Genomic DNA, 19,731 nt, shown 5'->3' with positions numbered 1-19,731 from the left:
ACGGTATGTCTTTGCATTTTAGTGTACTGGCCAGCGGCAGTACGGGAAATGCGGTGTTCGTTGAGGCAGATGGACAGTCATTCCTAGTGGATGCCGGCCTGAGCGGAAAGCAGATGGAAGGATTATTTCAACAGATCGGAAAAAGTGTATCGGATTTAAGCGGAATCCTGGTGACGCATGAACATAGCGACCATATTAAAGGCATCGGCGTTTTAGCGAGGAAGTATAAACTGCCGGTCTATGCCAATCAAAAGACTTGGAATGCGATGGACAGGCTGATCGGCGAAGTGGCGGTGGATCAGAAGTTCACATTTGATATGGAGACGGTCAAGACATTCGGTTCCCTGGATATTGAGTCCTTCGGCGTTTCACACGATGCCGTTGAGCCTATGTTCTATACGTTCCACCACGGAGATAAGAAGCTCGTGGTCATCACGGATACCGGCTATGTCAGCGACCGGATGAAAGGAACCATCGAGAACGCTGACTATTATGTATTTGAAAGCAACCACGATGTGCAGATGCTCCGGATGGGACGATATCCTTGGAACATCAAGCGCAGGATCCTGAGTGATGTCGGCCATGTTTCGAACGAAGATGCCGCCATTGCCATGGGAGAAGTGGCTGGCGATCGGACGAAAGGCTTCTATTTGGCTCATTTGAGTACGGACAACAACATGAAAGATCTGGCGCGGATGAGTGTATCGCAGACTCTTCAAGATCGGGGAATCATAGTAGGAGAGCAATTCTCCCTTTACGATACAGATCCGAAAATCCCGACCCCATTAGTCGCCATTTAATGTTTAACTTACTTACATCAAGGATAAAGAGGAATGAAGACACAGTTTGGTTCAATTAGACTTAACTGTATTTTCATTCCTTTTTTAATAGATTAAGAGGCGATTTTTAAGAAATTTTAATAAAATTTTAATAGTCGCTGACTATAATGGCTTCATAAGAGACAAAATAATATGTAGCAATCATTGAAGAAAGGATGGATTTATACGTGGGATACTATGATCAAGATAATCAAAATCGCTATAAAGAGCAAAAAGGAAATAAAGGAGGCATCTTTTTAGCGAGCCTCGTTGGGGTGGTCCTTGGCGCCATCCTAATCTTAGTGGCGCTTCCCAAGCTGGCCGATGTGGGTGTACTGCCATATAGCGTCCAGCCAGATTCACAATTGAAGGAAACAGATCAAGCCTTCCACGGCCAGAAGGAAAATGTTTCTCTTGATGTCACAACAGATGTGACAAAAGCCGTTAAAAAAACGAGCCCGGCAGTCGTCGGCATCACGAACATACAATCAACGGATTTCTGGTCTCAGCAGGAGCAGCCAGCAGGATCGGGTTCCGGAATTGTTTATAAAAAAGCTGGAGGCAAAGCATACATTGTGACGAACAACCATGTAGTCGAAGGCGCAGATCAGCTGGAAGTCACATTAACGGACGGTACGAAAGAAAAAGCGACACTTAGAGGGACAGATCCTTGGACAGATTTAGCCGTCATCGAGATTGATGGAAGCAAAGTCGATACGGTTGCTCAATTCGGTGATTCCGATGCCCTTAAACCAGGGGAGCCTGTTATTGCAATCGGAAATCCGCTTGGCCAGCAATTCTCCGGTTCTGTTACACAAGGAATCGTTTCAGGACTTGAAAGAACGATTCCAGTGGACTTGAACAAGGATGGACAAGTAGACTGGCAAGCACAGGTTATCCAAACCGATGCAGCCATCAACCCCGGCAACTCAGGCGGCGCGTTGGTGAACATTTCCGGTCAAGTTGTCGGAATCAACTCCATGAAAATTGCTCAGGAAGCTGTTGAAGGAATCGGGTTGTCCATTCCGATCAACTATGCGAAGCCAATCATCAGCGACCTCGAGCAGTACGGAAAAATCAAGCGTCCGGCAATGGGTGTACAGCTGCGTGATGTAACCGATATCCCAGCATACCACCAGCAGGAAACATTGAAGCTTCCTAAAGACATCACGAACGGTGTGATGATTGCGAAAGTAATGCCAAATACACCGGCAGCACAAGCAGGACTTCAAGAGCTTGATGTCATCACCGAACTCGATGGCAAACCGGTCAAAAACATCTTGGAACTTCGCAAATATCTCTATGATAAGAAAAAAGTCGGCGACCAAATGAAAGTCACATACTACCGTGCCGGCAAGAAAAAAGAAACCACAATCAAGCTGACAGACGAATCTCAGATGTAAACATGTGGATAACTAAGCAGGAAAGGGGAAGTTCCCTTTCCTGCTTTTTCTTTTAATGGTAGAATGACCTTGTGGATAATTAAACAGTTGATCAATGGTTTAGAGCATACTATAACAGAGCAGATTTTCGACTGATGCAACGAAAGTCTCAGTATGCCAGAAAAATAAGATAAATGTGATAAGGACGGGATTAAACATGATATATTGCTGCAAAGAACACGTAGAATTAGCCTTGGATGTCATCGTGGATGAATATGAAACAGCCCCTGTGATGAAGGAGCTTTCAGAGGAAGAACAGTTATCCACAACCTGTGAATATTGCGAAAATACACCTGTATATCTTGTGGCGAACTAATATTCGCCTACTAGATGTGGATGGGTTTTGTGGATATGTGGATAAAGTCTGTGGATATATTGTTTGTAAAATGTTTGTAAAGTGAGGATGAATTGTGAATATCTCAATTGTCACAGTCGGAAAATTAAAAGAGAAGTACCTGAAACAGGGAATCGAAGAATACGTCAAGCGGATGTCAGCCTATGCCAAACTCGAAATCATCGAAGTGCCCGATGAAAAAGCACCCGAAGAATTGAGCCCAGTCGAAATGGAACAGGTCAAGCAAAAAGAAGGCGAGCGGATCCTCGCCAAAATCAATCCCGATGCCCACGTCATCGCCCTCGCCATCCAAGGCAAAATGCAGTCCTCCGAAGGACTCGCAGACAACCTGGACAAGCTCGCCACCTACGGCAAAAGTAAAGTCGCTTTCATCATCGGCGGCTCCTTGGGATTAAGTGATGAGGTAATGAAAAGGGCAAACGATACCCTCTCATTCTCGAAGATGACATTCCCTCATCAGTTGATGCGGTTGATACTGGTGGAGCAAATTTATCGGGCTTTTAGGATAAATCGGGGGGAACCGTATCATAAGTAAATGAGGTTTTCATTAAATTTGGGCTATCCAAAATATTTATGGATAGCCTTGGAATATTACCTATTATGAATCAATAGTAATCTTTATTTTGATAGTCTTTTTTTTCTTTTTAAAAACGTGCCAAATGAAATTACCTAAAACTCCAGTAAAAACCCCAGGTATAATAACTGTAATTAACCAATGCATTTGATTCTCTCCCTTTATAGTAATTTTCTTTATTGTATTAAATAATAACGTCGGTACAAATCGGCAAAAATATTCCCAAAATCCGTTCCAAAATCAAAACAAAAGGTGAGGATGCTTATGAAAATAGGTTATGTTGGAAATAAGGAATTAAAAGAAATTGATGAGCAGTCAAAAATACTTAATAAAAATGGCTGTTGGGAAATTTATTTCGGGCATGAAAATGAGCCTGATAAGAAGCTACTAAGGGAAATAATAGAATATGCTGGAGAAAAGGATGTTCTCATGGTTTATAGTTTAGGTTGCTTGGGAATACCTATAAAAAAATTTATTAACTTTTTTTGTGAGTTGAGTAAGAAAAATATTGATTTTATAAGCATTAAAGATGGAATAGATACAACTAAAAAAGGAGGGGATGAAATTTTTAATGTATTTATAGCCTTGGAAAATATAGAGAGGGAATCTAAGCAGGCAAAAGGAAAAAAAGGTCTTCAATCAATTAAAATGCGAGGTATAAATGGAGGAAGGCCGAAAAAAGAAACAACCCTAATAGAAAAGGCGATTTCTTTATACTATAAAAGAGAGTTTACAATTAAGGAGATTGAAAGTAGTACAGGTGTTTCCAAATCTACTTTATATAGAGAGTTAAATAAGAGGAAAAATAGAAATCCTTAAGAAGCAAAAGTTCTAGAAATAACTTCTTCTTAAGGATTTTTTAAATGAATTATCTATTTAATACTCCACTCCTTCCTCCGCAACCATCTCCACGTGTCTAGGCGACAAATCCTCATAAGCAGCAGACATACTCAATCGCTCTCTAAAGTAGTCATTCAACTCAGGATCCGTACAGAAAACAAAGCAGCCTTTTTGTCCCCGTGTCATCAATGTTCGATACGTATTCCGGATAATTCGATCAGCTAGTGCTTGGGCTTTTTCTGGATTTTCTTTTGCTATGGTCTTAATCCCTTTTAGAGACTGATCCGTTTTAGCCCGCTTGGTATAGTCAGTAGTTACCTGACCGTCCTTAAAAGTAAGGTCTGGTCCAATTATTACACCAACATAATCAAATTCGAGTCCTTGGGATGTATGGATGCAGCCTGCCTGGGAGACGGAATCCTGCTCGATGGCCCAGATGCTGTCAGAGAGGTTCCAACTGATACTGAAATTGTGCTCTGGGATGACGATGTCTTTGTGGAGTGTGCTGGTTCGTCCATTTTTCGGCCATTCCCAGCAGTAGCCGGCGAGCATGCGGGATTTGTTATTTTTCTTATTCAGTTCTTCAATTTCTTTCAACATTTCATTCGGGTCATCGAATACCCGGAAGTCATAATCAAGTCCGCGGTCGTTTGCGTTGGCGGTTTCCTTGATTTGAAGGACGTCATCCAGCCATGCAATGTAGGCATCCGATCCGTCGCAGCGGAACTGTGAAATAAGCTTCCCCTGAATCAATTGGGCCTCTAATTCTTCCGCATATTTTTTGATTAAATCAATGCTTCCGATGTCTTTTAACGTAACCTTTTGATTTTCATCGATAAAGAATATCGAGAATTTAGATGAGTTGATTACTTCTTTGATTTGATTTTCCCCTAGATTGCTGAAAAGTCCTGATTTTTCATTTAATCGGTGGGCTTCGTCGATAATCAGCACATCGAATTCATTTTGATCGGATTCTGTAAAGCTTCCGGAGCCTTTAAACAGGTTGTCAATCTGCGTTTTTTTCATTGTTCCTTTTAACTTAGAAGCATACACGTTGCGGGGTGCTGAATTCTTTGATACATAGAGGGCTGTTAACCCCTCATTAATGAGATTGACCAGAAGATTCACGGCCATTACGGACTTGCCTGTTCCTGGACCGCCCTCGATGACCATGACGCTCTTTTGATGATTTTTTATACTCTCCAGCGCTAAATGAAAGGCATCTTCATAAAACACTTTCTGCTCATCAATCAAGACGAATTCCTGATTGCCTTTCAACATCCCCGCAAGCGAATCCTGCAACGACTTGGATGGACGGATTTTACCGTGTTCTATTTGATAGATTAACTGGCTGCGGTCGCCGAAACGGACATACTTTTTGATGAAATCTCTTAATTTTTGAATCTCTCCTTTTGTAAAAACAGGAGCTTTTTCCAGATGATCAGCGTAATGGGCATCCGTTAATGGATCATTTTCAGACTTACGATAATTATGGAGGTAGGCACATGGGCTCAGCAAAATATGCTGGTCCTGCACATTCTGATTAAAGTCGTGAATCAGAGCTGCGTATGACCATGCTTGATAGGATGGATGCGTCACGGTACGCTTGCTTCCGCCGAGATAGGTGGACACAAGTGCATCCTTGGTTGTTACCTTTTCAACCTCAGACCACTGCTTCAACTCTACAATGACGACATGATCTTGAGTGCCGTCATGCCCGGCTACCAAGAAGTCCACGCGTTTAGATGTATTCGGAATCTTAAATTCGATCGCGACAGAAGTATCATCGGGAATATCAGGATCCTGCATCACATTGGACATGCGGTGAAGGGAATTCTCCCAGGAGTTGATTTCACTCTTAGACGTCCGTCCAATTTTCTTTTGGTATGACTCGTATAGGCGTTCAACGAGAAGTTCATTCGTTACATCCGCTATAAATTCAGTTTTCGTTGCTTCGTAAATGATCAAGGGTGCCACCTCATTAGAGAGTCTAGTAGATTTATTTTATCATTTATTGGATTATATGGTAGTTATTATGTTGTTATATGTAAAATAATTCCTGTTTTTGTGGTATTATTGAGATAATTATGTCGAAGGATTTCCTATTAAACAATTAATAAGGAGGCTTATTATGTTGTGGGATAGAATAGAGGCTCTTAAAGGCTGCACGATTCATACTTTCGCAAAACACAAACCCTTTCACATTCTTGATGTCAAAGATCATAAATGTGTCATTCGAGTCGAGAGTTCAGGGAAGGTAAGGAATATTCAAAGAATCGATTTTGAGAAGGCTCTTAAACTAAGATCTATCTCCACTTTAAATCCAGCTATATTACGTCAAACAGGTGCTTTAGAAGCAAATCCCACTTATGTCCTGGCCATTTTAAAACATTTGTATCCAGATGATATTCCAGTTTCATAGAAGAGTGGTTTAGTTCAATAGCATAAAGCTAGGGGGATGCACTTGCTAGATGCCAGATTAGAAATAGCAAATGATATTATCAGGATGTTTAATAGGGATCAAAAGGTTAGTAAAGCCTTCTTAAGGGGAAGTATCTCGAGACCTGAGGAGATGGATAAATACTCTGATATAGATATCGGGGTGGATGTTTCTGGACATGATAATGGCGAATTTGCAAGAAGCATACCCAGTATGATGGAGAAGAACTTCAATGTCTTATTTTTTGATTGGAGTCCGAGTCTGCTGCCTGATGATTATGTGATCACGTTCGTTCTTAAGGATGTTCCGATATTTTGGATTGTAGACATTCAAGTGTTTGCATCCCCTCATCATCCTTCCTTAAGAGAAGTTTCGGTGAATAAATATCACCACCTTTTGAAATTATGGATTCTTAACCTGAAGTATTGGATAAGAGAAGATGAAGATGCGGTAAAGAATATAGAGAGATTGGCAAGAAAAACTTTTAGTGAACAACTCGATAATCAAGGTACTTATTACTTAATGTCGGAAGTGTTAAATGAAATAAAGTTGAATATAGAACCTGAATTATTGGAGTTTGCTCACAGGTGTGAAGATAAACTTGAGCGATTCAATAATGAAAGTATATGATGATTCTCTTATTTTCAATCTGAGGTGATGTTATTGGAAAAAGATGATTGAAAATGATTTGATATGGTAAGTAAAGTATTTTAGGTCATTACCCTCAACTTGTTATCAATTCTTTATAGTTAGGGTTAGAAATCTAAGTACTACGCTACTCTTCAGCAGAATATTAGAAATATTTATGATGTCAAGAATAAATGTTATACATTAGGTTTTAATTTCAGTAAAGATTTTATTCGTCTTTGAAGATTATATCAACCGGACTCTTTTAAATCCCTTCTACATAAGTCACCTGAAATCTAAATTGGTGAAGTCATAATTGTAGGAGGGTGGCGAAAATAGCTATTATTGCACTCTGACTTTTTCAAAATAAAATAAATTTATCACTAAACAAACGGTGTAAGTGCAGTAAATTTAAATCTAAAAATCCAAAAATGAAAAATTAGATGGTAGAATATTAAGGTGGATAAAATTTCTTACAACTTATTATAAGAATTATTAGTATTTCAATATCTGGATACAGTTTATATATTTAGTTATAAAAGTATAACTAAAATGCAAGTAATATATGAAAAATAAATTAACGGAATATTTATAAAATTAACAACTTTAGAGGTGTTTGTATGCGAGAAAACAAATTATATTTACAGTTTAAAGATAATAAAAAAAAAATAGAATTTGATTTAAATAAAAACACTGTTTTTTTTGGAAATAATGGACAAGGAAAAACAAGGATTCTTAAAACTATTAATTCATTATATGTACTAGCAAAAGAGAAAAAAACAGCAAATTTCTCTAGAATTATTGATAGTATGAATTTGGAAAAACTAAAAATAAATAATGTCAATTATAATGAATTGTTTTCAGCGAACGAAAACTTAAAAGAAACAGAAAAAGAAAAATTATATTGGTTTATTAATGAAAATAGAAGAGTTCTTGAAAAGTTGGAATTATTTTTAAATGAGATTTTTAATGAAGATATGACTGAAAAAAGTAGTAGTTTAAAGTTTGATAGGATTCTTCGTTATTTGAAAACATGTAATAATTTATATGCAAAGCGATTAGGCAATCCATCTTCCTTAGAAGGATTTAATCGATGGTTAAAAGACACACAACTATTTTGTATAAGGTTAAAAAATCAATATCTAATAGATTTTAATTCAATAGTAGATGAGAGATCTCATACAAATTTAATGATTATTGAAGAAACTCTTAATTTAATATCATATTTAAAAGAAAGGTATCATATTTTAATTATTAATTCTGAAAACAATGAAATTATTTCACAGATAGAAGAAAATAAAGAAAATATTTTGAAAAGCCTATCTATAAAATCTGCTCATTATATAACTACTGACAATATTGATATTATGAATACAAGAATAACAATGGGGACATTTATTGATCAAATAAATAATAGATTGATGAAGTACTTCTGGTCCAATTCTTCCGATATAGATAAGTTGGATGGATTAGAAGCAATAATTCTGAAACGTAATGAATTGTATTCGAAAATCAAAAAATTCAATGATGTTATAGAGAAATACACAGATATTAAAGTTGAAATCCTAGAAAATAATGATTTGATATTTATTAAAAACTCTGAAGAAATGGATTTTGATAAATTATCATCCGGAGAAAGAAAAATATCATTTCTATTTTTGGAAATAATATTTAATAATGTGGATATCTATTTAATTGATGAACCAGAACTCTCGTTATCACTAAACTTTCAAAATAAAATCATTACAGATTTACATATCTTAACTAAAGGGAAGACTTTATTTATTGCTACGCATGCTCCGTACATTTATGAAGATTTTATAGCAATTGAAGGAAATATATCGAAAGAAGTGTAATTGATATGAATTATAATCGAGAAAAGTACAATAGAGGTAAGTTGCATCTAGTTACTCAACCAATAATATATGTAGAGGGTAAGTCTAATAAATTTTTCTACCAACAATTAAATGAGTTAAAGGACAAATTTGTTGATAATGGTGGAAGTTGTATTCAAATAAAGTTAAAAGTTGAATCTCAAACTAATAGTTATGGAATAGTAGACCATGACTATCAGAAAATTACACATGAAAAACTATTTCCTATAAATTTTTATAGTATAGAAAATATCTCGCTTATTTTTATTAGAGAATTAAATAATCTAAAAGAATCTATAATTAACTATATTTCCGAAAATACCTTAGAAGTAGTTAGGCTTTATAAGTCCCATTTAAATATATGTTTTGATACAGTAACCAAGAGAGTGACAAATTACAATATAGTTTTAACAGATCAAAAGCATCATGATCAATATATTGAATATATCACTAGAAATATAATTTCAGAGAGTACCTTTATGAGGTATAAAGATATAAAAAAAATAGTCGAACGATATGTTAAATTTTTAAAAGTTAAACATGGTGTTAAAATTAATCATATAATTGATTTGGCAGAGAATTTACCGTCTAAATCAATTAACGATATATTTGATAATGAAACTTTAGAACGATTTAACGAGGTACTCCATTCTGAATTATTCACGCAAGTTTAAAAGGCTTTAATTTGTATATTCCAGAATTTAAATATTTTATATCTTATCAAAAAATTTTAAGCAAATATATCCTTTCCGGTGATATATACCAAGTAGAGCCTTTGGTTATATGTGAAGTAAATTTGTGTACCTAATCAAGTTATATTAATTTTTTACATTCCATTAGGAAGTCTAGAAAATTGGTGCCTGACCCCCAGTACGGTAAAGTATTAACGCACTGGGGGTCAGGCACCTTTTAATGATAGGGGAATACATTTACGCAGAAATAAAGACCTTTAGCTATAGGTAAGCAAATGAAATTGGACCATTACTTACATTTTTTGGGTTATGTTATTATTCGATTGGAATATAAAAGTAAACATAGTTAAAAAAATCATCATAAAAAAAGGCATCGGTAGTATATACCAATGCCTTTTTTGCCTCTTAAATAACCACGGTGAACCTCTATTATTTTTCTGGCAAGATCTAATTAAGTTTTTAACTCAATCTATATAAGAAAATGATAAAGAATACTAAATATTTTGCCTTTCTTTGAATCGTTTTAAAAGAAAAGATTTTTGAAAATAGGGAGTTTAAGGTCTTAAATCTTAAAATATTCCTATAGTTATATTATTAGTTGAAAATTAAAGTTTTTCTGAGTGATATTAAAGTTATTTCGTGAGTATAAAGATTCATGAAAAAAGAACCATTTCCAATGATTTGGTATTGTATAAATATGACATGTTGCTGTAAACCTAAGAGTACTAGACTGGCTAATTTTTTTGGAATACTAACAATTTTTCGATTATGTTAAAGTTGCTTTAATACATAATCTCTTAAAACTACAATGAGAGGAAGATTAAGAATGCAAAAATTAGAAATTAGAAATCAAAAGGCAAATGCACTATATGATACTTCTATTCCTTCATCAACTTCCATGTTTGGAATGGGAATAGTTAATTCAAATGGATCTTTAGCAAAAAATGAGCAAATCCGAGCTGCTGCTGATGGAGATAGTGGAGGAAATACCGGTGGGACTAATATTTATATACAATGTTGCTGCTGTATATCTTATGGCGGCGGAGGAGCTGCTAATAAGAAAAAAGTTGGTTAATACAATTAAGAATAATTAAGGTAACAGCAACATGTCATTCAAAAATTAAATGGAGTTGTTCGTATGAATAGTATTGAATATATAGTAAATAATTTCATTTATCATCATATAGATTCATTGAATGAACTAGTAATTCAAAATGATATGGGGATAATAAAAATACATAATAATGAAATGAAAACATTTATTATTAATATGGATGACAGAGTAAATGAAGTATTAATAGATGTTGATTTTATGGAGTATTTTAAAGAGAATTATAAAGCTGCAATATCATTTTTAGAAGAGTATGGGATTATCCAAAAAAAAGAAAAGTTTAATTTTGATATTAGAAAAATCACATTATTTACTAATGAAAACAAGATATTGAAACACATAGGTAATTTCTTGAAAGAAGATTTAGAGAATAGATGCGAAATATCTATAGTAGATAATTTAGAGGATTTAAATGAAATAGCCCTAGATGAAGAAACATGTCTAATCGTTTTTTTAAATCCGTATAGAAAAGATGAAGCCACGAGAATTAGAGATTTAGTTGCTAGTAGAGAATCATACCTTTTAATGACATACATATACAACAATCATTTTTATATTGATTCCTTATATAAAGAGAAATGGAAAAATCCTTGCCACTTGTGTCACATTGGGCATATAGAGTCTCAATTAAGAAGTGACGATGAGAATCAAATGTCTTATCAAAATCTAATCGATATGTTATATCATGAAGACCAAAAATTTGGAACAAAATTATGTTTAACAAACGGTCAAGTTCTAAATATTTCTTCCCAAATTGTAAATAAAGTAAATAAATTAATAACATTAACAAGTGGAAATGTTATTTTTTCTGAAGAATTACTTGAGAGTACACAATTTAATTTAGTTGAAAATACTAAACAACAGGATATTTCTATTCACTGGGAATTGTGTGATTGCTATGAGTAACTTTAAAGGAAATCACTTCAGTGTGGATTGGGATATTACTCAAGATATTGCTATATCAAGAAAAATTTTAAACGAAACATTGAAATTTCATCAAAGTGCCACTTGGAATCAATCGGCGGTTTCTAAACATAAAAATATTAACCAGAATATTTATAATTGGGCTTTATTAAATGAAAGGCAAGCTGTTATACCTCCTAATTCTTCAGAAGTAATCTTGTTGAATAATTCAAATTTCACGCATCAAGGAAGTCAAAGGAATTACGATAATAATAAAATTTTATCATTTAACACAATAAGTGATTTACTAAAAAAAAGTTTTGGTGTCCCAGATCCTTTATCGAGTAGGAGATATCCGTCAGCCGGTGCCTTATACCCTATAATGCCTTTATTTTATTTATTTAACCACGAAAAAATTGAAAATTTTCATAGTAATGGATGCTATCTATTTAACCCTATTGAGAATTCCTTGCACTGCTTAAAAAAATGGGAAGATCAAGAATTGAAAGAAGTAATTAGCTCTATTAATCCATATGATGGACTTCTCTCAAATTTTGCAATAGGCTATGCGATTGATATAAGAAAATCGATTACAAAATATCGTAAACGTGGTTACAGACACGCTTTAATTGAAATTGGCTTGATGGCACAAGCATTTAAAGAAAGTTTAAAAGAAATAAGCGATTTTAGAATGGGAGAGCTTTGCCATTCTGGATTTAACGATAATGAATTAACCTTTAATTCAGGGTTAAATGTACGTTTGGCACCCGTTTCGTTAATTCAATGGTTTGGGGTATTAAAAGAATGATATTTAATAAGCGCGGAGATAAGAGCCATAATATACCAGAAAGTTTATTTGTTGGAAAAAACTTGTATTATGCATTTTCAAAAACAAACTCGTTTCTTTTAAATGGATATATGGGTCCAATAGGTGGTAATGGGATATCAAACGATAAAAAAATAGCAATGAAGAAAGCATTTTCAGAGATGATTGAGAGAAGGAACCTAATGCTAGGAGGTAGTCGACTACCGTCAAAAAAGGTAATTTCATATGATTTCATTAATAAAACAATTTCTGAAATTCCCCATGAATTAACAACCTATTCGCATGATCTCCCCTATCCAATCGATACAACTGGAACTGCAGTCCACCCAAACTCACAAATTGCGATTTATAATGCAATTAAAGAATTATTAGAAAAAAATTCACTATTTCTTTTCTGGTATGGAAAATTAGGAAAAAAAATTATTGTTCAAAATAATTTTCACGAATTGTTACCAGAAATTACAACAAAATATTCTGTAAGGTGTTTTATTAATGAATCATTTAGTCCATTGAAGGTTTGTATATTCTTCATTTTCAAGGATGAGCGAATAATTTCAACTGGGGTAGGGTCAAGTATAGACTGGCTTAAAGCATGTAGGATTGCTATTGAAGAAGCAATAGTTTTGTATCAACAAGACATGATTAACTCTGACTTCTCTTCCTTTATTTTACAAGAAAAGTTTCAAAGTAATTTTATTGATGAAAAGTTGAACAAATATATTAAAGAGTTTGAACAACTTCAGGAATATCCAACTGATACTTATTATTTTGATGATAAAGACGAATATCCAGACAATAACGGAAGTTTAGAATTGCTTTTGTCTAGTCTTCCTTCATGGATAAAAGAATTACATAGCGTTATTATTCCTCAAAAAATAAATAGAAAATTGATTTGTATTAAAGTTTTTTCACCAAATTTGTTTAATCATATCCCCATAAAAAAATATATTAACTGTGATTTGCCAATTTTTCGAGAAGCGTCATTGAATAAAAAACAATTCCATCAGATTCCAGATTGTATAGTAAAATGAAAAGGGGTGGAGGTAATGTATAGTTGGGCTCAATTAGGCAGTTCAAAACTTATTAGTAGTTTTCATGTAAATAAATCAATGTTTAAGGAATCAGCGTATGTCACTACTATATACAATAAGAAATATCCTGGGGTAATGGGAGCTTCAATAAAAAATAATCTGAATAGTTCGTTAAAAGCTGCTTGTGGAGAACATATCGAACGAGTCGCCTTATACAATAATCCAAAATATATTAAAAAGCGAACGATTCAAGCATTTAATATTATCAATGGGGATATTAATGAGTTTCCTGTGGAAACAGTATTGCTTTCTGTGGATTCCATTTTTCAATCCAAAGGAATGCCAGACAATTTTTATAATGACTCATGCGGAGTTGCATCTCACTTATCTTCAAAAGAAGCTATAAATAATAGTTTTCTTGAATTTATGGAACGACAATCACTTATTTATAATTGGCTAACTTGCTCACCAGGAAAATTAGTATGTTTAGATGAATGTAAAAATAAAGAAATACTTAAACTTTTAGATAAACAATATTCATTTGTGGATAAAGTTTTTATATTTGAAATCTCTATTCATCCCCTTTGCAAGGTAATATTGGTATTTGGTTTTGGTGAAAAATATTTTGGTATGGGTTTAGGTGCAGATTTTCACGCTGAAGAGGCAATTCTAAAAGCACTAACAGAATTAGAAATGTGTTATTCAAATAGTTTGAATAAGTATTATGTAGAGAAAAAAGATGAAACATCTGCATTAGAATTTAATATGAGCGAGGAAGAAATGTATAAAGATCCACATTTTTATGCTAATTATTTTTTTCGAAAATATGATGCGAAGAAATTAAAACATGTATATGCATACTTGTTTGACAATGTAGAAACTGTAAAAATTAAAGAGATGTGGGTTGATGAACCTGATCAATATGACTATATGAAAAAAATTTTATATGATTTAAACCTCAATATTTATGGCTGCTATATCCCTAACGCCAATAATTTTTATAAAACAAAAATATTTAAGGTTTTTTCGCCAGATTGCTATCCTCATCTAAATAATAAATTTTATGATGCAAAAGATTATAAAATAAGTTATTTAAATGGAGAAGTTGTATTGAGAAATAATATGGAACCAGTACCATTTCCATAAAAGGAGTAATTACATATGAGGAATAAGAAAGCCATTTTAGAATTTTATATTTTATTTATTAAAAATGCATTAAGTTATAAAATCTCCTTCTTTTGGACAATAATAATGCCTACAGTTTTTTTAATATGGCGAAATCCAAACTGGTTCAAAAATAGTCCATCAGAAACAGAGTTCTATTCCACAATTGTTTATTTTTGCGCTTACATCATTCTTATCGTAGCAGGAAATGGTTTCGGAGTCGGATTGCTAAGTTTAAGAGAGAATAATTTTTTGAAGATGTTTAAGTTTATTTCTGGATCAAAGTCTCCTGTAATTATTGGTCATTTTCTTGCACAAGGAACTTTTCTTTTCTTAAACATTATAATTTTCACCGGTACTATGGGTGCATTATTCGCCTCTAGTCTTTTATTGAAAACCTTGACTGCAGTCCTAATTGTTGGCTTGCTCACCATTTTACCAATCTTTTTATTCTTTATGTGGGTTCCAAGCCTAAAATTAAAAGTGGAAAGTGTATCACCAATTTTCTCCTTATTGCCAATTCTATTAGTCTATCTTGCAGGTCTTAGGAGCGAAAATGAAATCATTGAACTTCTATCTTATTTAAACCCCATTAAATTAGTGATTGGGATTGCATTTAAAACTTCACAACTTTTGTCTATTACTAGTACGGATTTTCCAACTGTTTCTTGGGTATTGGTCATAGTTATACCGATTTTGTATATATCAATCGGAATAGTATTTATTAACAGAATTGACTTGCGTTCATTCTCAGTCAGAAGCTAACCATTAGGAGGAAGACATGAACATAAAGAATTTGTCATTTTCTTACCAAAATAGAAGTGTCTTAAAAAATGTTAATATCGAATTTAAAAAAAATAAAACTAATGTTTTGTTAGGGTTAAATGGAGCAGGAAAAACAACCTTATTTGATTTGATGACTGGAGTAATTCCGATGAGTGAAAACAGTTGTTTTAAAAACTTCCCGTCATATGATGAGGTATTGTATCAATTGCAGGGGATTCCATTTCTAACCACCTTGAAGGGAAAAGATTTAGTGAAAGTTTTTTTGAATTCTGATTATAAAAATAGGAATTCAAAAAAACCTCTCAAGGCTCAATTTGATTTAACGGATGGCAGGGAGAAAGGATTATTAGATAGATTATGGGAATTAGAATTTGGAAAGATGTCTGTAGGGGAACGAAGGTGGTTGATAATAACAACGATCTGCCACTTAGATAGAAAACTGTATATATTTGATGAACCTACAGCGGGAATTGATCCAGATGCAAAGATAAAGATATTAAAAAGAATTGAAGACCTATCAAATAAAAAAGACTCATTTGTGATTTTATCTTCACACCAACTACATGAATTAAAGTACATTGATTGTCACCTTTTTTTCCTTCATCAAGGAGAAATTATATTCAATGGTTCTTATAATGAATTTATTTCCTTTACTAATACTGAAAATCCTGATCAAGCATTCTATGAAATGATAGAGAGTGTAGGCTAAGTTGTATGAAAAAAGAAATACTTGCTAATGGTGTAACCATAATATATGAAGGGGATAATCAACTTGAGTTTACTAATATCGGTGTTTTTGTAAAAGTGGGATCGAAAAATGAGAGCATTGATGAAAATGGAATTGCTCATTATATAGAGCATTTATTATTTAGAACACGAGATAACGGAAACTATATAACTGATTATTTTAACGAAATAGGTGCAAAATTTGGAGGTTTTACAGGGAAAGAGTATACTTCCTTTTATCTAAAGACCCTATCTGAAAAGGCAGTAATTTGTGCTGAAAAGTTATTTGAAATGATATTTAATATTAGTACAGTTTCAGATAATGATTTTCTAATAGAAAAGGGAATCATTAACCAGGAATTATCGATGTACTACAATAACCCCCTTGAAAATTGTAAATCAACTGCAATTGAACTATCTTTTGGCGCACACTCCCTTACTAGAGAAATAATGGGTACGGGCGAAAATCTAGAAAAATTCACAAGGGAAAACATCATTGATTTTCACAATCGATATTATTATCCAGAAAATATTGTGGTTTCTATAACAGGAAAGGCTACAGATGAGTTAATAGAAAAAATAAAGAACACATTTGGATTATTAAAACGATATAATAGATATACTTCAAACAATAAAATTCCTCTGCTTTCGTTTAGTGGTGGCATCAAGCATATAATGAGTAATTCAGAACAAGCTCATATTTGTTTTGCATTTAATATGGGGGTTTTAACTCAACGGGAGTATTTTATTATTTATATTATTAACAAAATACTTGGAAGTGCAAATAAACGTTCACACTTATTTCAAACTATTCGAGAAAAGTTGGGGTTAGTCTATTCCATTTCAAGCCAACCTATTATATATAATGAAGGATCTATGTTATTGATATATGCTGCTTGCTCTGATACAAATTTAGATCCTCTTTTAGAAAACACACAAAAAGTTTTAAGGGAATTCTATTTAAATGGAATTGACTATAATGATTTACGGTTCTCTAAGGACCAATTTGCAAGTGAAATGATATTTGGACTAGAATCTTCAATGGATAAAATGTTTTACTTCGGCACGAACACAATATTAGGAAAAAAAATATATTCTATTGAAGAATCAAGAGAATTATTAGAAAGTATTACCATAGATGATGTGAATAACAAAATAACTGAAATATTTAATACAGAATATTCTTTATCAGTTTTCTCTAATTCAAAACCTGAGAAATATCTACATCCAATGTAATTTGATTATATTTATTAAAATTTCTAATTTATTACCCTCTTCGTAAAAATCAAAAGTAAGGTATTGAATATATAATTCAATACCTTACTTTTTTGCCTCTTAAATAACCACGGTGAACCGTATCATAAGTAATGGTAAATAGAAATATTAAGATGAATATAGAGTAACTAAGCTTCAAAAGATAATTGAAATTAGGAATAAATAACTGATAAATTAAATGCGTTGTAAGAGAACTTTTCCTCTTGCAACGCATTTTTACATGGTTAGTGTCAGGAATATTCAATTTGCACCAATAAGGAAATCCCAAATTAAAAAGCCCATCTTCTCTACAAATCTAAATAGAGAAATTGAGCATTTCAGCTACTTCATTTAGTTATTGAATTCATTAACTGGAAGAAGTATTCAGGTTTATGAGTCTTATTTAGGTTATACCATGAATGTAACGCATCTGGAGTAAATACATCTATTTTTTTCAGTGCCTCCATTGCAAATTCCAGAGGTGCTATTCCTGATGCAGTAACTAAATTCGCATCGGATACCGCAGGTCCCAGCTCATAGAACGTTTCTCCTTTATAGTTAGGACATACCATTTTCGTATATTCCAAGTTATTACTTGTATGCTTTCTAGTATCTAAGTATCCCATATTCGCGAGGGCCTCGATTGCACCACAAATTGCAGCAACAATAGTGCCATGCTTTAAAGCTTGTCCAGTTCTTTCCAAGATAGGTTGATGAATTTCTTCACCCCAAGTAGTCCCTCCCGGTAAAATTAAAAGATCTTTACTCTCAAAAGAACATTCATCAAGAGAAATATCTGGTTTTATGCTCAGTCCTCCCATAGTAGTAATCATTTCTTTATTAGCTCCTACTGTAATTACCTTTAAAGGGGCTAAGCCTTCTTTGAAATATCTTCCTGAGTTTAGTTCAGCAATTAAATATCCATATTCCCAGTCCGACATTGTATTAAATACATATAGAAAAGCATTTTTTGTTTCCATCCAATAACACTCCAATCGCAATTGATATAGCTATTATAAAAAAACTTCCCTGACAGTTAGCGTCAGGGAAGTGATCAAACTTCATGAAAATTTATTAATTCGGACAGAACTTCAATCATTTTTTTCTTAAGACTTATTGGCTCAATAATTTTAATAGATTTATTGTATGGTAAAAGTAAATAAGGTACATATGTATGTATGATCTCTTTTTCCAGAAGAAATACTGCTTGATTTGAAGTCCGCTCTTTTAAATAATGTCCTAAAAACCAATGTTGGCAAATATCATCCAATACACTTTTATCCCCATGAAGAACCAAAGAAATAATCCCCTCCTTATCTTCTATCCTTGGAAGAAGGCTTTCTATAAAAAAGTCACGTGCTGAAAAATTTTCTGGCCGGTTAAACTTATTTTCTGTTAGCATGAGACTTTCCATTCGATCGACTCTAAAACTACGGATATCATTTCTAAGATGGCAAAATCCAATGACATACCACTTATTATTCCAATAGATAATTCTGTACGGATCGATCAATCTATCATTTAATTGCTTTTCGCCACTTTTATGGTAAAGAATTTTTACTGAGTACCCTTCAGCTACTGCCTGCTCCAACTCCTTCAAAAAAGGTTCCATAGAGAACGAACTTAATCGGCTTACTACTTCAAGGCTGGTTACATGATGATTTATCTTTGTTTCCTGCTCTTGATTTGAGTATTTACTTAGTTTTGAAATAGCCCTATTTAGTGCCTCACCACCATAATATCCGGCTTCTTCTGCAAAAACTGCCGCGTGAAATAGTGAAGTTTGCTCCTCAAAATCAAAAAAAAGAGGAGCCTCAACAAAATGGTTCAATAAAGAGTATCCACCGTTATGTCCTGGTTCTGAAACAATCGGTACGCCACTTGTTGAAATGGTATCAATATAACGATACACAGTCCTTATATTCATCTCCAGCTTTTCTGAAATTTGCTGTGCAGTGATTTTTTCACCTGAACGAAGCATCCATAGAATTGCTAACATGTTGTCAATTTTAGGCATGTAATTCCACCTCTATATGAAATTAATCTTCTGTTATATATTTCCTGTTTTAGTATAACTCATCAACTGTTTCTTTCGAATAGCTTTCTATATAATGAGGCCCTATAATGCATGCGGACATTTATGGTGAATTAAAACTGGTGCCTGCCCCCAGTACGGTAAAGTATTAAGGTTCTGGGGGTCAGCACCTTTCCTTTTGTAGAGCATAAGGTCATTCACAGTGTAAAACATTCAGAAAAGAAAGTAGAACA

The 19,731-nt window shown here is 33.5% G+C and carries 20 protein-coding genes; 17 read left to right on the top strand and 3 right to left on the bottom strand.

The window, feature by feature from the left end:
* Positions 1-5: 5 nt before the first annotated feature.
* The 5 genes from ABTV07_RS20195 (at position 6) to ABTV07_RS20175 (ending at position 4,008) form a co-directional block, all read left to right on the top strand.
* Positions 6-800: an MBL fold metallo-hydrolase gene (locus ABTV07_RS20195; protein ID WP_433745959.1), complete on the top strand. Its 795-nt coding sequence runs from the start codon at positions 6-8 to the stop codon at positions 798-800.
* Between the two features lie 206 nt (positions 801-1,006).
* On the top strand, positions 1,007-2,221 hold the full coding sequence (locus ABTV07_RS20190; RefSeq protein WP_433745957.1) for a S1C family serine protease: 1,215 nt from the start codon (positions 1,007-1,009) through the stop codon (positions 2,219-2,221).
* A 196-nt stretch (positions 2,222-2,417) separates the two neighbouring features.
* Positions 2,418-2,576, top strand: coding sequence for a CxxH/CxxC protein (locus ABTV07_RS20185; RefSeq protein WP_433745954.1), 159 nt, complete (start codon positions 2,418-2,420; stop codon positions 2,574-2,576).
* A 94-nt stretch (positions 2,577-2,670) separates the two neighbouring features.
* Positions 2,671-3,150 (top strand): 23S rRNA (pseudouridine(1915)-N(3))-methyltransferase RlmH, encoded by a 480-nt coding sequence (gene rlmH, locus ABTV07_RS20180; protein ID WP_433745952.1) that lies wholly within the window; start codon positions 2,671-2,673, stop codon positions 3,148-3,150.
* Between the two features lie 303 nt (positions 3,151-3,453).
* Complete coding sequence (locus ABTV07_RS20175; RefSeq protein WP_433745950.1) at positions 3,454-4,008, top strand: recombinase family protein; 555 nt, start codon at positions 3,454-3,456, stop codon at positions 4,006-4,008.
* 57 nt (positions 4,009-4,065) lie between these two features.
* Here the strand turns inward: ABTV07_RS20175 and ABTV07_RS20170 are convergent, their stop codons facing one another.
* On the bottom strand, positions 4,066-5,997 hold the full coding sequence (locus tag ABTV07_RS20170; protein WP_433745948.1) for a DNA/RNA helicase domain-containing protein: 1,932 nt from the start codon (positions 5,995-5,997) through the stop codon (positions 4,066-4,068).
* 163 nt (positions 5,998-6,160) lie between these two features.
* Here ABTV07_RS20170 and ABTV07_RS20165 point away from each other — a divergent pair, with 163 nt between their 5' ends.
* The 12 genes from ABTV07_RS20165 to ABTV07_RS20110 all read left to right on the top strand — a co-directional run bounded on the left by ABTV07_RS20165 (position 6,161) and on the right by ABTV07_RS20110 (position 17,445).
* Positions 6,161-6,451: a hypothetical protein gene (locus tag ABTV07_RS20165; protein WP_433745946.1), complete on the top strand. Its 291-nt coding sequence runs from the start codon at positions 6,161-6,163 to the stop codon at positions 6,449-6,451.
* Positions 6,452-6,493: 42 nt separating this feature from the next.
* Positions 6,494-7,099 carry a hypothetical protein gene (locus tag ABTV07_RS20160; protein WP_433745943.1) on the top strand — a complete coding sequence of 202 codons (606 nt, stop codon included), beginning with the start codon at positions 6,494-6,496 and terminating at the stop codon, positions 7,097-7,099.
* Between the two features lie 617 nt (positions 7,100-7,716).
* Positions 7,717-8,952: an AAA family ATPase gene (locus tag ABTV07_RS20155; protein WP_433745940.1), complete on the top strand. Its 1,236-nt coding sequence runs from the start codon at positions 7,717-7,719 to the stop codon at positions 8,950-8,952.
* 5 nt (positions 8,953-8,957) lie between these two features.
* On the top strand, positions 8,958-9,644 hold the full coding sequence (locus ABTV07_RS20150; protein ID WP_433745938.1) for a hypothetical protein: 687 nt from the start codon (positions 8,958-8,960) through the stop codon (positions 9,642-9,644).
* An 844-nt stretch (positions 9,645-10,488) separates the two neighbouring features.
* On the top strand, positions 10,489-10,737 hold the full coding sequence (locus tag ABTV07_RS20145) for a hypothetical protein (RefSeq protein WP_433745935.1): 249 nt from the start codon (positions 10,489-10,491) through the stop codon (positions 10,735-10,737).
* Between the two features lie 63 nt (positions 10,738-10,800).
* Positions 10,801-11,679: an McbB family protein gene (locus ABTV07_RS20140; protein WP_433745932.1), complete on the top strand. Its 879-nt coding sequence runs from the start codon at positions 10,801-10,803 to the stop codon at positions 11,677-11,679.
* A gap of 22 nt (positions 11,680-11,701) precedes the next feature.
* The gene (locus tag ABTV07_RS20135; RefSeq protein WP_433745930.1) at positions 11,702-12,484 is read left to right on the top strand and encodes a hypothetical protein; all 783 of its coding nucleotides are present in this window, start codon (positions 11,702-11,704) and stop codon (positions 12,482-12,484) included.
* The gene (locus tag ABTV07_RS20130) at positions 12,481-13,533 is read left to right on the top strand and encodes a YcaO-like family protein (protein WP_433745927.1); all 1,053 of its coding nucleotides are present in this window, start codon (positions 12,481-12,483) and stop codon (positions 13,531-13,533) included. The genes ABTV07_RS20135 and ABTV07_RS20130 overlap by 4 nt, the downstream gene beginning before the upstream one ends.
* A gap of 15 nt (positions 13,534-13,548) precedes the next feature.
* Positions 13,549-14,679, top strand: coding sequence for a YcaO-like family protein (locus tag ABTV07_RS20125; protein WP_433745924.1), 1,131 nt, complete (start codon positions 13,549-13,551; stop codon positions 14,677-14,679).
* 15 nt (positions 14,680-14,694) lie between these two features.
* Positions 14,695-15,462, top strand: coding sequence for a hypothetical protein (locus ABTV07_RS20120; RefSeq protein WP_433745921.1), 768 nt, complete (start codon positions 14,695-14,697; stop codon positions 15,460-15,462).
* 16 nt (positions 15,463-15,478) lie between these two features.
* Positions 15,479-16,192 (top strand): ATP-binding cassette domain-containing protein, encoded by a 714-nt coding sequence (locus tag ABTV07_RS20115; RefSeq protein WP_433745918.1) that lies wholly within the window; start codon positions 15,479-15,481, stop codon positions 16,190-16,192.
* Between the two features lie 5 nt (positions 16,193-16,197).
* Complete coding sequence (locus tag ABTV07_RS20110) at positions 16,198-17,445, top strand: M16 family metallopeptidase (protein WP_433745916.1); 1,248 nt, start codon at positions 16,198-16,200, stop codon at positions 17,443-17,445.
* Positions 17,446-17,810: 365 nt separating this feature from the next.
* Here ABTV07_RS20110 and ABTV07_RS20105 read toward each other — a convergent pair whose 3' ends face one another.
* Positions 17,811-18,443: a type 1 glutamine amidotransferase family protein gene (locus tag ABTV07_RS20105; protein ID WP_433745913.1), complete on the bottom strand. Its 633-nt coding sequence runs from the start codon at positions 18,441-18,443 to the stop codon at positions 17,811-17,813.
* A 74-nt stretch (positions 18,444-18,517) separates the two neighbouring features.
* Entirely contained in the window at positions 18,518-19,480 is a 963-nt protein-coding gene (locus tag ABTV07_RS20100) for a helix-turn-helix transcriptional regulator (RefSeq protein ID WP_433745910.1), read from the bottom strand.
* Positions 19,481-19,731: the final 251 nt, after the last annotated feature.

The organism is Falsibacillus pallidus (assembly GCF_050990905.1).
Lineage (GTDB): Bacteria > Bacillota > Bacilli > Bacillales > DSM-25281 > Falsibacillus > Falsibacillus pallidus_A.
This window is presented reverse-complemented; position numbering and strand designations above follow the sequence as displayed.

Excerpts from the sequence above, each read along its gene's own strand:
- ABTV07_RS20195 (WP_433745959.1), top strand. The coding sequence starts at position 6 with ATGTCTTTGCATTTTAGTGTACTGGCCAGCGGCAGTACGGGAAATGCG.
- ABTV07_RS20185 (WP_433745954.1), top strand. The coding sequence starts at position 2,418 with ATGATATATTGCTGCAAAGAACACGTAGAATTAGCCTTGGATGTCATC.
- ABTV07_RS20175 (WP_433745950.1), top strand. The coding sequence starts at position 3,454 with ATGAAAATAGGTTATGTTGGAAATAAGGAATTAAAAGAAATTGATGAG.
- ABTV07_RS20165 (WP_433745946.1), top strand. The coding sequence starts at position 6,161 with ATGTTGTGGGATAGAATAGAGGCTCTTAAAGGCTGCACGATTCATACT.
- ABTV07_RS20155 (WP_433745940.1), top strand. The coding sequence starts at position 7,717 with ATGCGAGAAAACAAATTATATTTACAGTTTAAAGATAATAAAAAAAAA.
- ABTV07_RS20150 (WP_433745938.1), top strand. The coding sequence starts at position 8,958 with ATGAATTATAATCGAGAAAAGTACAATAGAGGTAAGTTGCATCTAGTT.
- ABTV07_RS20145 (WP_433745935.1), top strand. The coding sequence starts at position 10,489 with ATGCAAAAATTAGAAATTAGAAATCAAAAGGCAAATGCACTATATGAT.
- ABTV07_RS20140 (WP_433745932.1), top strand. The coding sequence starts at position 10,801 with ATGAATAGTATTGAATATATAGTAAATAATTTCATTTATCATCATATA.
- ABTV07_RS20130 (WP_433745927.1), top strand. The coding sequence starts at position 12,481 with ATGATATTTAATAAGCGCGGAGATAAGAGCCATAATATACCAGAAAGT.
- ABTV07_RS20125 (WP_433745924.1), top strand. The coding sequence starts at position 13,549 with ATGTATAGTTGGGCTCAATTAGGCAGTTCAAAACTTATTAGTAGTTTT.
- ABTV07_RS20120 (WP_433745921.1), top strand. The coding sequence starts at position 14,695 with ATGAGGAATAAGAAAGCCATTTTAGAATTTTATATTTTATTTATTAAA.
- ABTV07_RS20115 (WP_433745918.1), top strand. The coding sequence starts at position 15,479 with ATGAACATAAAGAATTTGTCATTTTCTTACCAAAATAGAAGTGTCTTA.
- ABTV07_RS20110 (WP_433745916.1), top strand. The coding sequence starts at position 16,198 with ATGAAAAAAGAAATACTTGCTAATGGTGTAACCATAATATATGAAGGG.
- ABTV07_RS20105 (WP_433745913.1), bottom strand. The coding sequence starts at position 18,443 with ATGGAAACAAAAAATGCTTTTCTATATGTATTTAATACAATGTCGGAC.
- ABTV07_RS20100 (WP_433745910.1), bottom strand. The coding sequence starts at position 19,480 with ATGCCTAAAATTGACAACATGTTAGCAATTCTATGGATGCTTCGTTCA.